16 protein-coding genes are annotated in these 12,416 nt (G+C 54.5%); 10 read left to right on the forward strand and 6 right to left on the reverse strand.

Going from position 1 to position 12,416, the window contains the following annotated elements:
• The 5 genes from mlaD (at window position 1) to murA (ending at window position 3,209) form a co-directional block, all read left to right on the forward strand.
• Entirely contained in the window at window positions 1-561 is a 561-nt protein-coding gene (gene mlaD, locus NG99_RS07625) for an outer membrane lipid asymmetry maintenance protein MlaD (protein WP_034890444.1), read from the forward strand.
• Entirely contained in the window at window positions 561-1,196 is a 636-nt protein-coding gene (mlaC, locus tag NG99_RS07630) for a phospholipid-binding protein MlaC (RefSeq protein WP_034890447.1), read from the forward strand. Before mlaD ends, mlaC begins: the two co-directional genes overlap by 1 nt.
• The gene (mlaB, locus tag NG99_RS07635; RefSeq protein ID WP_034890450.1) at window positions 1,196-1,492 is read left to right on the forward strand and encodes a lipid asymmetry maintenance protein MlaB; all 297 of its coding nucleotides are present in this window, start codon (window positions 1,196-1,198) and stop codon (window positions 1,490-1,492) included. Before mlaC ends, mlaB begins: the two co-directional genes overlap by 1 nt.
• Window positions 1,493-1,615: 123 nt before the next feature.
• Window positions 1,616-1,870, forward strand: coding sequence for a BolA family iron metabolism protein IbaG (gene ibaG / locus NG99_RS07640; RefSeq protein ID WP_034890453.1), 255 nt, complete (start codon window positions 1,616-1,618; stop codon window positions 1,868-1,870).
• A 76-nt stretch (window positions 1,871-1,946) separates the two neighbouring features.
• Window positions 1,947-3,209 carry a UDP-N-acetylglucosamine 1-carboxyvinyltransferase gene (gene murA / locus NG99_RS07645; protein ID WP_034890456.1) on the forward strand — a complete coding sequence of 421 codons (1,263 nt, stop codon included), beginning with the start codon at window positions 1,947-1,949 and terminating at the stop codon, window positions 3,207-3,209.
• Window positions 3,210-3,258: 49 nt separating this feature from the next.
• Here the strand turns inward: murA and NG99_RS07650 are convergent, their stop codons facing one another.
• Together NG99_RS07650 and ispB are read right to left on the reverse strand one after the other, a co-directional pair.
• The gene (locus NG99_RS07650; protein ID WP_034890459.1) at window positions 3,259-3,519 is read right to left on the reverse strand and encodes a helix-turn-helix domain-containing protein; all 261 of its coding nucleotides are present in this window, start codon (window positions 3,517-3,519) and stop codon (window positions 3,259-3,261) included.
• A gap of 301 nt (window positions 3,520-3,820) precedes the next feature.
• Entirely contained in the window at window positions 3,821-4,792 is a 972-nt protein-coding gene (gene ispB, locus NG99_RS07655; RefSeq protein WP_034890462.1) for an octaprenyl diphosphate synthase, read from the reverse strand.
• A gap of 256 nt (window positions 4,793-5,048) precedes the next feature.
• Between ispB and rplU the strand changes: the two genes are divergently transcribed.
• The 3 genes from rplU (at window position 5,049) to cgtA (ending at window position 7,151) form a co-directional block, all read left to right on the forward strand.
• Window positions 5,049-5,360, forward strand: coding sequence for a 50S ribosomal protein L21 (gene rplU / locus NG99_RS07660; protein ID WP_034890465.1), 312 nt, complete (start codon window positions 5,049-5,051; stop codon window positions 5,358-5,360).
• Window positions 5,361-5,375: 15 nt separating this feature from the next.
• Window positions 5,376-5,633, forward strand: a complete 258-nt coding sequence (rpmA, locus tag NG99_RS07665) for a 50S ribosomal protein L27 (protein WP_034890467.1) — start codon at window positions 5,376-5,378, stop codon at window positions 5,631-5,633.
• Window positions 5,634-5,963: 330 nt separating this feature from the next.
• Window positions 5,964-7,151: an Obg family GTPase CgtA gene (gene cgtA, locus NG99_RS07670; protein WP_034890470.1), complete on the forward strand. Its 1,188-nt coding sequence runs from the start codon at window positions 5,964-5,966 to the stop codon at window positions 7,149-7,151.
• 76 nt (window positions 7,152-7,227) lie between these two features.
• Here cgtA and pmrB read toward each other — a convergent pair whose 3' ends face one another.
• The 3 genes from pmrB to dacB are packed head-to-tail and all read right to left on the reverse strand — an operon-like array spanning window position 7,228 to window position 10,381.
• Window positions 7,228-8,283, reverse strand: coding sequence for a two-component system sensor histidine kinase PmrB (gene pmrB, locus NG99_RS07675; RefSeq protein WP_034890472.1), 1,056 nt, complete (start codon window positions 8,281-8,283; stop codon window positions 7,228-7,230).
• Complete coding sequence (gene pmrA, locus NG99_RS07680; RefSeq protein WP_034890475.1) at window positions 8,280-8,942, reverse strand: two-component system response regulator PmrA; 663 nt, start codon at window positions 8,940-8,942, stop codon at window positions 8,280-8,282. Before pmrA ends, pmrB begins: the two co-directional genes overlap by 4 nt.
• Window positions 8,943-8,947: 5 nt before the next feature.
• Window positions 8,948-10,381, reverse strand: coding sequence for a serine-type D-Ala-D-Ala carboxypeptidase (gene dacB / locus NG99_RS07685; RefSeq protein WP_034890478.1), 1,434 nt, complete (start codon window positions 10,379-10,381; stop codon window positions 8,948-8,950).
• A gap of 248 nt (window positions 10,382-10,629) precedes the next feature.
• On the opposite strand from dacB, the gene greA reads away from it, so the two are divergent.
• Window positions 10,630-11,106, forward strand: coding sequence for a transcription elongation factor GreA (gene greA / locus NG99_RS07690; RefSeq protein ID WP_034890482.1), 477 nt, complete (start codon window positions 10,630-10,632; stop codon window positions 11,104-11,106).
• A 125-nt stretch (window positions 11,107-11,231) separates the two neighbouring features.
• On the opposite strand, the gene yhbY is transcribed toward greA, so the two are convergent.
• Entirely contained in the window at window positions 11,232-11,525 is a 294-nt protein-coding gene (gene yhbY / locus NG99_RS07695; protein ID WP_034890484.1) for a ribosome assembly RNA-binding protein YhbY, read from the reverse strand.
• Between the two features lie 128 nt (window positions 11,526-11,653).
• Between yhbY and rlmE the strand changes: the two genes are divergently transcribed.
• Entirely contained in the window at window positions 11,654-12,283 is a 630-nt protein-coding gene (rlmE, locus tag NG99_RS07700; RefSeq protein ID WP_034890486.1) for a 23S rRNA (uridine(2552)-2'-O)-methyltransferase RlmE, read from the forward strand.
• Window positions 12,284-12,416 lie beyond the last annotated feature (133 nt).

Here is a 12,416-nt window from a genome sequence, read left to right on the forward strand (position 1 = left end):
ATGCAAACGAAAAAGAGCGAAATTTGGGTAGGGGTATTTTTACTGCTGGCGCTGTGCGCGGCCCTGTTCCTGTGCCTGCGGGTGGCCGATTTAAAATCTCTCGGTAATGAGCCCACCTGGAGGCTGTATGCCACTTTCGACAATGTCGGCGGCCTTAAAACAGGCTCGCCGGTTAAGATTGGCGGCGTGTTGATTGGTCGGGTTTCAGCTATCGAACTGGACAGCAAAACCTACTCGCCGCGCGTTTCGATGGATATCGAACAGAAATATAATCAGCTGCCGGACACCAGCTCGCTGGCGATAAGAACCTCTGGTCTGCTGGGCGAGCAGTATCTGGCGCTGAACGTCGGCTTCGACGATCCTGATATGGGAACGGCTATGCTTAAAGACGGCAGCACTGTTCAGGACACCAAATCAGCGATGGTGCTTGAAGATCTGATTGGCCAGTTCTTGTATAAGAGCGGCGATGGTAATGACAGTAACAAAGCTTCGTCGGCGGCACCGGAAGCAAACGGGCAACCCGCGCCGGCTGCAACGACTAATCCAAACGAGGACAAGTAATGCTTAAACGTTTTCTGATCATGGCAATGCTGATCGTTGCCCCGCTGGCGGCCAACGCTGCGGCGGATCAAACTAACCCTTATCAACTGATGAATGAGGCGGCGGGTAAAACCTTCACCCGTTTGAAGACCGAGCAGCCTAAAATCAAGCAGAACCCCGATTATCTCCGCCAGGTCGTGCGTGAAGAGCTGCTGCCCTATGTGCAGATTAAGTATGCTGGCGCATTAGTGCTGGGGCGTTATTACAAAGAGGCCACGCCAGCCCAGCGAGAAGCCTACTTCACCGCGTTCGGCGATTATCTGGCCCAGGCCTACGGCCAGGCGCTGGCGCTGTATAACGGTCAGACCTATCAGATTGCTCCTGAACAGCCTTACGCCGATAAAAACATCATCGCTATCCGCGTGACTATCATCGATCCTCACGGTCGCCCTCCCGTTCGCCTGGACTTCCAGTGGCGCAAAAACAGCCGCACCGGCGACTGGCAAGCTTATGACATGATTGCCGAAGGGGTAAGCATGATCACCACCAAACAAAACGAGTGGAGCGATACGCTGCGCCAGAAGGGCATTGACGGCCTGACCACTCAGTTGAAATCCTATGCCAGTCAGCCTATCAAGCTGGATAAGCAGCAGTAATGAGTGAACTACTGAGCTGGCGCCTTGACGCTAACCAACTGCGGCTCTCCGGGGAGCTGCAGCGTGAGACGCTCTTAGCGCTTTGGCAGCAGCGTGAAACGGTAATGACACAGGTCGATACAATCGACGTTTCAGCCCTGGACAGGGTCGATTCTGCCGGTCTGGCGCTGCTGGTGCATTTAAGGCAGATTGCGCTGAGCCAGGGGAAAGCCCCGCAGTTCACCGGCATCACCGACAAACTTCGATCGCTGATCGATCTGTATAACCTGCAGCAGATCATTGTTTCACGCGGTTAAAACGGCCGCCTGGAACGCAACAGAACCAGCCCCTGACCCGTCAGGGGCTTTTTGCTTGTTTAAGATAGCGGCACTTTCTACTACTATGTGTGCCTGTTTATCATCAACCAACTTTAGAGCCTCATGGAAACTAGTGAAATTCAAGCCGTGCTGATGGACGCGTTATCGTTGCAGGAAGTCCACGTAACTGGCGATGGCAGCCACTTTCAGGTTATCGCCGTAGGCGAACTGTTTGGCGAGCTGAGCCGGGTCAAAAAACAGCAGACGGTCTATGCGCCGCTGATGGCCTACATCGCTGACAACCGCATCCATGCCGTCTCGATCAAAACTTATACCCCCGATGAGTGGGCGCGCGACCGTAAATTAAACGGTTTCTAAGCTGCTTTACTACGCTCCCCGGCCACACTATGGCGAGGCGGGCAGGATTTAATTTTTAAAAAAGAGAGCTGGTGTAATGGATAAATTTCGTGTGCAGGGTCCAACCCGTTTAAGCGGGGAAGTCACAATTTCCGGCGCTAAAAATGCTGCGCTACCGATCCTGTTCGCCGCTCTGCTGGCCGAAGAGCCCGTAGAGATTCAGAATGTCCCTAAGCTAAAGGACATTGATACCACCATGAAGCTGCTTAGTCAGCTGGGGGTTAAGGCTGAACGTAATGGTTCTGTGCATCTCGATGCCAGTCATGTCGATATCTACTGCGCTCCATATGAGCTGGTGAAAACCATGCGCGCCTCGATTTGGGCGCTTGGTCCGCTGGTGGCGCGCTTTGGCCAGGGACAGGTCTCTCTGCCGGGCGGCTGCGCCATTGGCGCCCGGCCTGTTGACCTGCACATTACGGGGCTGGAGCAGCTGGGCGCTGAAATTAAACTCGAAGAAGGCTACGTGAAAGCGTCGGTCGATGGCCGCCTGAAAGGGGCGCATATCGTGATGGATAAGGTCAGCGTCGGCGCTACCGTGACCATCATGAGCGCCGCCACGCTCGCTACCGGCACCACCGTGATTGAGAATGCCGCGCGCGAGCCAGAAATTGTGGACACCGCCAACTTCCTCAACACGCTGGGAGCGAAAATCAGCGGCGCGGGCAGCGATCGTATCACTATTGAAGGCGTCGAGCGTCTGGGCGGCGGCGTTTATCGCGTGCTGCCTGACCGTATCGAAACCGGCACCTTCCTGATTGCCGCCGCCATTTCTGGTGGTAAAGTCGTTTGCCGCGCGACGCAGCCGGATACGCTGGATGCGGTGCTGTCGAAACTGCGCGAAGCCGGTGCGGATATCGAAACCGGGCCGGACTGGATCAGCCTGGATATGCATGGCAAGCGCCCTAAAGCAGTCAACTTCCGCACGGCGCCGCATCCGGGCTTCCCGACGGATATGCAGGCCCAGTTCAGCCTGCTGAACCTGGTAGCGGAAGGGACGGGCATCATCACCGAAACTATCTTCGAAAATCGCTTTATGCACATCCCTGAGCTGATCCGCATGGGCGCACACGCGGAGATCGAAAGCAACACGGCGATCTGCCACGGCGTTGAGAAGCTTTCCGGGGCGCAGGTGATGGCTACCGACCTGCGTGCTTCAGCCAGTCTGGTGTTAGCCGGTTGTATCGCGGAAGGCACTACCATTGTCGATCGTATTTACCACATTGACCGTGGCTATGAGCACATTGAAGATAAGCTGAAGGCGATGGGTGCGAACATCGAGCGGATAAGCGGCGAAGAGTAATCTGCCAGCAATCAATAACGAAAGGCGGTAGATAACTACCGCCTTTTTGCTATTTCCTGATTAACTTTTTACGGTCAATCAGGTCTTTGGTCACGGGATCGTAATAGCGACTCGGCCAAATCTCAGCGGGATGGATGTTGAGCGCCTGCGCAATCAGCCACTCCCCTTTAGGCCACGGGCGAAATAGCGCGTTGGCCAGCGTAGACGAACTCAATCCCGCTTCCCGTGAAACGCAGGCGAGGTTGGTTCCTTTTTTTCGCAGGCTCGCGATAATGTCGGCGTTATGCCAGTCTTTTTTTATATGCAACATGCGTGTCTCCTCCTTGTACACTTGATCTCATCTGGACATCTCCAGCAAAGTCTCGGCATGATTTACGGTTAATGCCCGGTAACAACTCTCGATTACAGAGTGATTTTTATAGCAATAATTGGATTAAAGATTCCAGTAATTTCCAAATATTTGATTGGATTTGTGCTACAGCGCGCAAAAAGTAGCAAAAAGTCTTCTGTTGTTACATTTGGCAAATGACAGGGAGAGGGACATGGCGAGGTGCGCGTCAGCAAAAATCGGGAAGATGCAGAGTACAGCGCGGAGTGCCGCGCTGTGCAGGTTAAAACTCGCGCTGTACTGACATATGGGCCAGCGCCTCGAGGGCGCTACGCCACGGGGACTCAGGAAGCGTTTTCAGGGCGATAATCGCCTTATCCGCTTCATGTTCAGCCGCCTGCCGCGTCCATTCGAGGGAGCCGCACTGGCGCATGGTTTCCAGAACCGGCTCCAGCAAATGACGGCCGTTGCCTTGCTCAATCGCGGCGCGGATCATCTGCGACTGCTCTGGGGTGCCATTGCGCATAGCGTGGAGCAACGGCAGGGTGGGTTTACCTTCGCTCAGGTCATCACCGACATTTTTACCGAGGGTCTGACCATCGGCGCTGTAATCCAGCAGATCGTCGATCAGCTGGAAAGCGGTGCCGATGTAGCGACCGTAATCCTGTAGGGCTTTTTCCTGCTCCGGCGTGGCCTCAGCCAGAATGGCCGAGGACTGGGCGGCGGCTTCAAACAGGCGGGCGGTTTTGCTGTAGATGACCCGCATGTAGCTCTCTTCCGTGATGTCGGGGTCGTTGCAGTTCATCAACTGCAGCACCTCGCCTTCGGCAATCACATTCACCGCTTCTGACATCAGGGCCAGCACGCGAAGCGAGCCGAGGCTGGTCATCATCTGGAAGGCGCGCGTGTAGATAAAGTCGCCAACCAGCACGCTGGCAGCGTTGCCAAAGGCGGCATTAGCCGTCGCTTTTCCCCGGCGCATATCCGACTCGTCCACCACATCATCATGAAGAAGGGTGGCGGTGTGGATAAACTCAATCAGAGCCGCTACGGTAACGTGCTGTTTTCCAGTGTAATTTACGGCGCGGGCCGCTAAAACGGCAATCATTGGGCGGATGCGTTTACCTCCCCCGCTAATGATGTAGTAACCCAGCTGATTGATGAGGGAAACCTCAGAGTTCAGCTGTTCGAGGATGGTTGCATTGACGTCCGCCATATCCTGCGCGGTGAGTTCGTTTATCTGTTCTAAGTTCATCAGTCTGTTCAGCTATTGCTCAGTATGCTGCTATGATAAGCGTCTTTACCCGTGCCTGCGGCATAATAATGTATAACAGATTGTACTGGAAAATCGGCGGAGCGAAACAATTGCCTGCGCTTTGCGTTTTTTTTCTGCAATACCCCGTATCAGGCACTTGTCATTCCCCCCGAACTTGCGTAGAATTCGCGCCCTATTGTGAATATTTATAGCGTAGCCTGAAACCAAGACGGCAAACGCGAGAGCGGAGTTTTATATGTACGCGGTTTTCCAAAGTGGTGGTAAACAACACCGAGTAAGCGAAGGTCAGACCGTTCGCCTGGAAAAGCTGGACATCGCAACCGGCGAAACGATTGAATTCGACCAGGTTCTGATGATTGCTAACGGTGAAGACGTAACGATTGGCGCGCCTTTAGTTTCAGGTGGCGTGATCAAGGCAGAAATCGTTGCCCATGGTCGTGGCGAAAAAATTAAGATTGTTAAGTTTCGTCGTCGTAAACACTACCGTAAGCAGCAGGGTCACCGTCAGTGGTTCACTGATGTGAAGATCACTGGCATCAGCGCCTAAGAGGAGATCTGACAAATGGCACACAAAAAGGCTGGCGGCTCCACTCGAAATGGTCGCGATTCCAATGCAAAACGCCTCGGCGTTAAGCGTTTCGGCGGCGAAGCCGTTCTGGCAGGTAGCATCATCGTTCGTCAGCGTGGCACCAAATTCCACGCGGGCACTAACGTAGGCTGCGGCCGTGACCACACCCTGTTTGCAACTGCAGACGGCAAGGTCAAATTCGAAGTGAAAGGCCCGAATAACCGTAAATACATCAGCATCGTTGCTGAGTAAGGTTTTCGTGCCCGAAAGCGGTACCTGATATCGCTTTCTGCAGCGAATCGAAAAGCCCCGCTTTGATGGCGGGGCTTTTTACATTCTGCATTTTACCCCTGCGTAATTGCGCCTGAGGGGTCACAGCATACGCCGTTTTTGCTGTACACTTTATATTCAGCTGCACGATGTCTTAAGGCGGACCCCCTTTTCTGGAAATGACGCGAAGACAGATTTTGCGGCGACAGACACCCAGTTTCCGTCATCAGGCATCAATGCTTGCCACGACGGATCACTCCCGGACTTGCCTTACCTTGTCACTGCCGGGCGAATGATTTACGGAGAAGTAACATGAAGTTTGTTGATGAAGCGACGATCCTCGTTTCTGCGGGCGATGGCGGCAATGGCTGCGTCAGCTTCCGTCGTGAAAAATATATCCCAAGAGGCGGTCCGGATGGCGGTGACGGCGGCGACGGCGGCGACGTCTACATGCAGGCCGATGAAAACCTGAACACCCTGATCGATTATCGCTTTGAAAAATCTTTCCGTGCCGAGCGTGGCGAAAATGGCCAGAGCCGTGACTGTACCGGCAAGCGCGGGAAAGACATCGTGATCAAAGTGCCTGTCGGCACCCGAATCATCGACCAGGGCACCGGCGAGACGCTGGGCGACATGATGACGCATGGTCAGGTGCAGATGGTGGCTAAAGGCGGCTGGCATGGCCTGGGCAACACGCGTTTTAAATCCTCGGTAAACCGTACGCCCCGTCAGAAAACGATGGGAACGCCCGGCGAGAAGCGCGATTTGCAGCTGGAGCTGATGCTGTTGGCCGATGTGGGTATGCTGGGCCTGCCGAATGCCGGTAAATCGACCTTTATTCGCGCCGTCTCTGCGGCCAAGCCAAAAGTAGCTGACTATCCGTTCACCACGCTGGTGCCAAGCCTGGGCGTCGTGCGTATGGATACCGAGCAGAGTTTTGTGGTTGCCGATATTCCAGGGCTGATTGAAGGGGCTTCTGAGGGCGCCGGTCTGGGTATTCGCTTTCTTAAGCACCTTGAGCGCTGCCGCGTACTGCTGCACACCATCGATCTGGCACCGATTGACGAGTCCGATCCGATTGAAAACGCCCGCATCATTCTGGGCGAGCTGGAAAAATACAGCGAGAAGCTGTTCAGCAAGCCTCGCTGGCTGGTGTTCAACAAGGTCGATTTGCTGGATCAGGAAGAAGCGGAATCCCGTGCGAAGGCGATTGCTGAAGCGCTGGGCTGGACCGATAAATACTATCTGATCTCCGCCGCTAACCGCTCAGGCGTTACGCCGCTGTGTTGGGATGTGATGTCCTTTATCAATGCCAATCCGAAAGAAGCGGAAGTCGAGCAGAAACAGCCTGAGAAAGTTGAGTTCATGTGGGACGACTACCATCGTCAGCAGCTCGAAGAGGCCGAAGCCGAATCTGGCGTCGAAGTGGAAGACGACGACTGGGATGATGACTGGGATGAAGAAGACGACGAAGGCGTCGAAATCATCTACAAGCGCTAAGCCGAACAGGGGACACAAAATGTGTCCCCTTTTTTAACGCTGGTGCGGCATTGCTGCCGGAGGTGGATGCCTGCGGCTAATTCAGCTTGTGCGGCAGCCAGCAGGTGGCATCCAGCCCGCTGCGATCGCGGCGGTTAGCCAACCTCAGCTCACCATGATGGAGCTGAGTAATGCGCTGTACGATATTCAGCCCTAATCCGCTGCCGCCATAGCGCTGATCCATCCTGCGAAATGCCTGCGTCAGCTCTTCAGAGGTGGAAGGATCAATTCCTGGTCCCTCATCGCGGACGGTCAAACTGCTGCCGCCCTCTTCGCTTTGGGCAATGAGGGTGATAAGGCTGCCTTCCGGGCTGTATCTTGAGGCGTTTTCCAGCAGATTACGCACCATCAGCCTTAGCAATACGGCGTCTCCCTGAGCCTCCAGCCGCATATCGCCCGTGACGCTTAGCGTTTGCTGACGCAGAGAGAGCATCTCGGTCATCTCCAACTGGAGAGGCTGGTAAACCGTCTGCCAGCTCACCACATGATAATGGCCGCCCGCCAGCGCCTGCCCGGCGCGGGATAGCATCAGCAACTGCTCAATCACATGCATTAACTGGTCGATGCGCTGTACCAGCATCGGGCCCTGAGCCACGCCCTGTTGTTCCAGCAGTTCAAGGTGCAGCCGCAGCCCGGCAAGCGGCGTACGCAGCTCGTGGGCGGCATCGGCCGTAAAGAGCCGCTCCTGCTGTAGCGTATGATCAAGCCGTCCCAGCAGCTGGTTTAATGCCTGCGTGACGGCGGCAATCTCATCCATATCGGAGAAGTGAGGAAGCGGAGTGAGGTTATCGGCTGAGCGTTCAGACAGGCTATTTTGCAAAGATTTTAAAGGCCGAATGATCCAGCTAATAGCCCAGAAGGAGAGCAGCAGGGTGAAGCAGACCATCACCAGCGAAGGCAGCAACAAGGAGGCGATAGCCTCGCGGATTTCACCTTCTACGCGCTCATTGCGGGCGTGGGCAGAGAGCGTTTCGTTGACCAGAAAGCCGATCTGCTCGCGGCTTTCGTGCCACAGCCAGGCGGCGCTCATCATCTGACAGGTCAACAGGATCAGGGCCAGCATTATCAGCAAACGCCGACGCATACTGTTCAAGAGCGTTCTTCCAGCCGATAGCCCACGCCCCGGACAGTTTTAATACGGTCCTTGCCCAGCTTGCGGCGTAAATTATGGATATGAACTTCCAGCGTGTTGGAGCCGGTATCATCCTGCCAGCTATAGAGATCCTGCTGTAGCGTTTCGCGGTGCACCGTCTGCCCCACGCGCATTAAAAGGCGGGTGAGCAGCGCAAACTCCTTTGGCGTGATCTCCACCGGGCGGCCGTCGAGACAGACCTGCTGAGAAGAGAGGTTAAGCGAAAGATCGCCATGCTGTAGCAGGTTATCGCTGTGCCCCTGATAGCGGCGAATCAGCGCCCGCACCCTGGCCTTCAGCTCAGCGAGCGCAAACGGTTTGACCAGATAATCGTCGGCACCGGCATCCAGCCCCTCAACCCGATCTTCAAGGGCATCGCGCGCGGTCAAGATCAGCACCGGCAGATCGATATTCTCCTTGCGCCACTGGCGCAGCAGCTGGCCGCCGTCACGGTCCGGCAGTCCGAGATCGAGCACGATCAGGCTGTACTGGCCGCTCTGCAGCAACGCGCAGGCTTCGGCGCCTCTGGTGGCGCTATCCACGGCGTAGCCTTCGCTGGTCAGCGCCTGTACCAGGCCAGCCAGCAGCAGGGCATCATCTTCAACAATCAGCAGTTTCATGGTCGTCAGTTGTTTTGATAAACATCCTTATAGAGCCGGCTCTCAAAGCGGACCAGTGGAATACGCCGCTGACGCTGATCTTCCGGCGGAACGGCATAGCCAGAAAGATACTGGACAAATGCCACACGCTGCCCGCTGGCGGTGGTCATAAAGCCTGCCAGGTTATAAACTCCCTGCAGGGAACCGGTCTTGGCCGACACCTTGCCGTCCACGCCAGCCTCATGAAGACCACCACGATAGCGCAACGTTCCGTCGTAGCCTGCCAGCGGTAACATTGAAATGAAATTCAGCTGTTGATCATTTTGTGCAATGTATTGCAACACTTGCATCATGGTAGCAGGGGAAATCAAATCGTGCCGTGAAAGCCCCGATCCGTCTACCTGAATGCTGTTGCCCAGATCGATATTCGCCTTCTGACGCAGTATCTGCCGCACGGCATCGGAACCGGCTCGCCAGGTTCCCGGTACGCCAAAGCGCTCATGACCAATGGTGCGGAAGACGGTATCCGCAATCATATTGTCCGATTTCTTCAACATCACCCGCAGCAGGTCGTGTAGCGGCGCGGACTGCGTTTCAGCCAGTACTTTTGCCGGTGGCGTCGCCTGAGTCTGGCGCAGCAGGTGGCCGGTGTAATCGATACCCGCCGCCTGTAGCTCGGCTTTGAGCAGCGCCCCGGCATAGCTCGCATCGTCCTGTATGGCAAAGGCCAGCGGCAGCGGTTCGGCGCGCTGCGTCATGCAGCCGGTCAGCGTAAAGCGATTAAGTTCGCCGGGCACCACGTCCAGCTCACAATATTGCGCATCCGGAGAGCCTTTAGCCAGCGTGCGAACCTCGCTGAACATATTGACCGGATAATAAGAGGCCACGCGAATAAATGCCTTATCGCCAGCATTGGCGGCGCTGTAGAGCGACACGGAGAAACAGTTACGGTCAACGATGGCGGCGCCCGGTGGGGCGCTGAAGCACTGGGTCAAATCGTTCCACGGCCAGCCTGGCGCTTTGTCATGACTGGCAAAAACGGAGGTATCAATTACCAGATTGCCCTGGATATGCTTCACGCCCTGTTTTTTGAGGGTGGCGACCATATTGCGCAGATCCTGGCGCGTCAGCGTGGGATCGCCGCCAAAGCGGGCCACCAGATCGCCCTGCAAAGTGCCGTCGTCAATCGATCCTTTACTCTCCAACTGCGTATGGAAACGGTAATCCGGACCCAGTTGCAGCAGCGCCGCCAGGGCGGTTATCACCTTCATGGTACTGGCAGGAAGCGCCATCTGCTTACTGTGGTAATCAATTGAGGGTGCGCTTGCGCCTATTTTTTGTACAATCAGCGCCAGATTCGCGCCGTCAGGTAAATATTGGGTATAGTCTTCAACCGAAGCAGCGTGGGCATTCAGCATAAATGCACAGGCTAACCCGGTAACAATTCGTGAAAATCGCATAATCTCGCGTTAACTGACAGGTGATGCTGACATACTACGGTGCATCGTTGTGGAAAGTAAACGATGACCCACAAGGAACTCTGGGTTAAAATACGTATCAAAATGCAAAACCGCCAGGCTCTGAGCATCCCTCCGGGCCAGGTTTATTTCGTTTGTAATTCAGTGGTAAGCGCCGCAGAACGCTTTTTCTGCATTAACCTGTCAGGATGACGAAATTTTGCACAGGACAGAGTTTACGAGGTATTGAGATGAATCAGATTCCGATGACGTTAAGGGGCGCGGACAAACTGCGCGAAGAGCTTGAAGAGCTGAAAACCATTAAACGCCCCAGAATTATTGCCTCAATTGCAGAAGCACGCGAGCACGGCGACTTAAAAGAAAATGCTGAATATCACGCGGCGCGTGAAGAGCAGGGCTTCTGTGAAGGTCGAATCCAGGAGATTGAGGCCAAGCTGTCCAATGCCCAGGTTATCGACGTCACTAAAATGAACGCGAATGGCCGGGTGATCTTCGGCGCTACCGTCAGCGTATTAAATCTTGATACTGACGAAGAGTCGACCTATCGCATCGTGGGCGATGACGAGGCGGACTTTAAGCAAAATCTGATTTCCGTTAACTCGCCGATGGCGCGTGGCCTGATTGGTAAAGAAGTTGATGACGTGACGGTAGTTAAAACGCCCGGCGGCGACGTCGAGTATGAAATTCTGAAGGTTGAATATCTTTGAGTTCTGCTACGCTGAAAATAACCGGCGTATTGTAAAGAAAGGAAAAAGGCCGCCAGGCGGCCTTTTATCAACATCAGGAGCATGTCACCTTCTGCGAACTAAGTTGCAGAAGGTGAACCTGACGCTCAGCGCGGAAGGGAGATCTTGCGTTCCTTCGTTGGACGGTACAGTACCAGCGTCTTGCCGATAACCTGCACATTCGCTGCTTTGGTTTCGCGCACGATAGCCTCAACAACCAGTGCTTTCGTTTCACGGTCTTCCGTGGCGATTTTCACTTTGATGAGCTCGTGGTGCTCCAGTGCTTGTTCGATCTCGGCCAGCACCCCTTCGGTCAAACCATTGTTGCCCAGCATCACAACGGGCTTCAACGGATGGGCCAGCCCTTTCAGGTGCTGTTTTTGTTTGGTACTCAGATTCATCGTATTTTTTACTTACATTGGGATTGAAAACGGGTCATTCTACCGCCATCTCTGGTGTATCACCAAATCGGCTTTGCTGGTTTGCGCGGTTTATTTATCGCATACGTTGAATCATAGTTGGAAATTCTATGTCTGGTAAAAAGCGTTCGGCCAGTTCCAGCCGCTGGCTACAGGAACACTTTAGCGATAAATATGTGCTTCAGGCACAGAAAAAAGGGCTGCGCTCGCGCGCCTGGTTTAAACTTGATGAAATACAGCAAGGTGACAAGCTGTTCAAGCCGGGTATGACGGTCGTGGATCTTGGTGCGGCGCCCGGAGGCTGGTCTCAATATGTGGTAACGCAGATTGGGTCAAAAGGTCATGTTATCGCCTGTGATATCCTGCCGATGGATCCTATCGTCGGTGTCGATTTTCTTCAGGGCGATTTTCGTGATGAACTGGTATTGAAAGCCCTGTTGGAACGCGTTGGTGACGCAAAGGTTCAGGTTGTGATGTCCGATATGGCACCCAACATGACGGGAACACCAGCGGTTGATATCCCCCGGTCGATGTATTTAGTTGAGCTTGCGCTGGAAATGTGTCGAGATGTACTGGCACCTGGCGGCAGTTTTTTAGTTAAAGTATTTCAGGGAGATGGCTTTGAAGAATACCTCCGGGAAATTCGCTCCCTGTTTACGAAAGTAAAAATTCGTAAGCCGGACGCTTCGCGCTCTCGTTCGCGTGAGGTGTACATTGTAGCGACAGGGCGCAAACTATAGCCAAAATGATTGCAGTCTCTGCCAGGCGACTACTGAGTGAAACCCCATAAGCCTGCATGGCCAGGTTATTTGGGGGAGTGAGCGCAGTCAACGCCGCAGTGATTTCAAGTATGAAGGATATATAGTACCCTAC

The organism is Erwinia typographi (assembly GCF_000773975.1).
Taxonomy (GTDB): domain Bacteria; phylum Pseudomonadota; class Gammaproteobacteria; order Enterobacterales; family Enterobacteriaceae; genus Erwinia; species Erwinia typographi.

Coding starts and splice junctions, on each gene's coding strand:
- mlaD (WP_034890444.1), top strand. CDS start 1: ATGCAAACGAAAAAGAGCGAAATTTGGGTAGGGGTATTTTTACTGCTG.
- mlaC (WP_034890447.1), top strand. CDS start 561: ATGCTTAAACGTTTTCTGATCATGGCAATGCTGATCGTTGCCCCGCTG.
- mlaB (WP_034890450.1), top strand. CDS start 1,196: ATGAGTGAACTACTGAGCTGGCGCCTTGACGCTAACCAACTGCGGCTC.
- ibaG (WP_034890453.1), top strand. CDS start 1,616: ATGGAAACTAGTGAAATTCAAGCCGTGCTGATGGACGCGTTATCGTTG.
- murA (WP_034890456.1), top strand. CDS start 1,947: ATGGATAAATTTCGTGTGCAGGGTCCAACCCGTTTAAGCGGGGAAGTC.
- NG99_RS07650 (WP_034890459.1), bottom strand. CDS start 3,519: ATGTTGCATATAAAAAAAGACTGGCATAACGCCGACATTATCGCGAGC.
- ispB (WP_034890462.1), bottom strand. CDS start 4,792: ATGAACTTAGAACAGATAAACGAACTCACCGCGCAGGATATGGCGGAC.
- rplU (WP_034890465.1), top strand. CDS start 5,049: ATGTACGCGGTTTTCCAAAGTGGTGGTAAACAACACCGAGTAAGCGAA.
- rpmA (WP_034890467.1), top strand. CDS start 5,376: ATGGCACACAAAAAGGCTGGCGGCTCCACTCGAAATGGTCGCGATTCC.
- cgtA (WP_034890470.1), top strand. CDS start 5,964: ATGAAGTTTGTTGATGAAGCGACGATCCTCGTTTCTGCGGGCGATGGC.
- pmrA (WP_034890475.1), bottom strand. CDS start 8,942: ATGAAACTGCTGATTGTTGAAGATGATGCCCTGCTGCTGGCTGGCCTG.
- dacB (WP_034890478.1), bottom strand. CDS start 10,381: ATGCGATTTTCACGAATTGTTACCGGGTTAGCCTGTGCATTTATGCTG.
- greA (WP_034890482.1), top strand. CDS start 10,630: ATGAATCAGATTCCGATGACGTTAAGGGGCGCGGACAAACTGCGCGAA.
- yhbY (WP_034890484.1), bottom strand. CDS start 11,525: ATGAATCTGAGTACCAAACAAAAACAGCACCTGAAAGGGCTGGCCCAT.
- rlmE (WP_034890486.1), top strand. CDS start 11,654: ATGTCTGGTAAAAAGCGTTCGGCCAGTTCCAGCCGCTGGCTACAGGAA.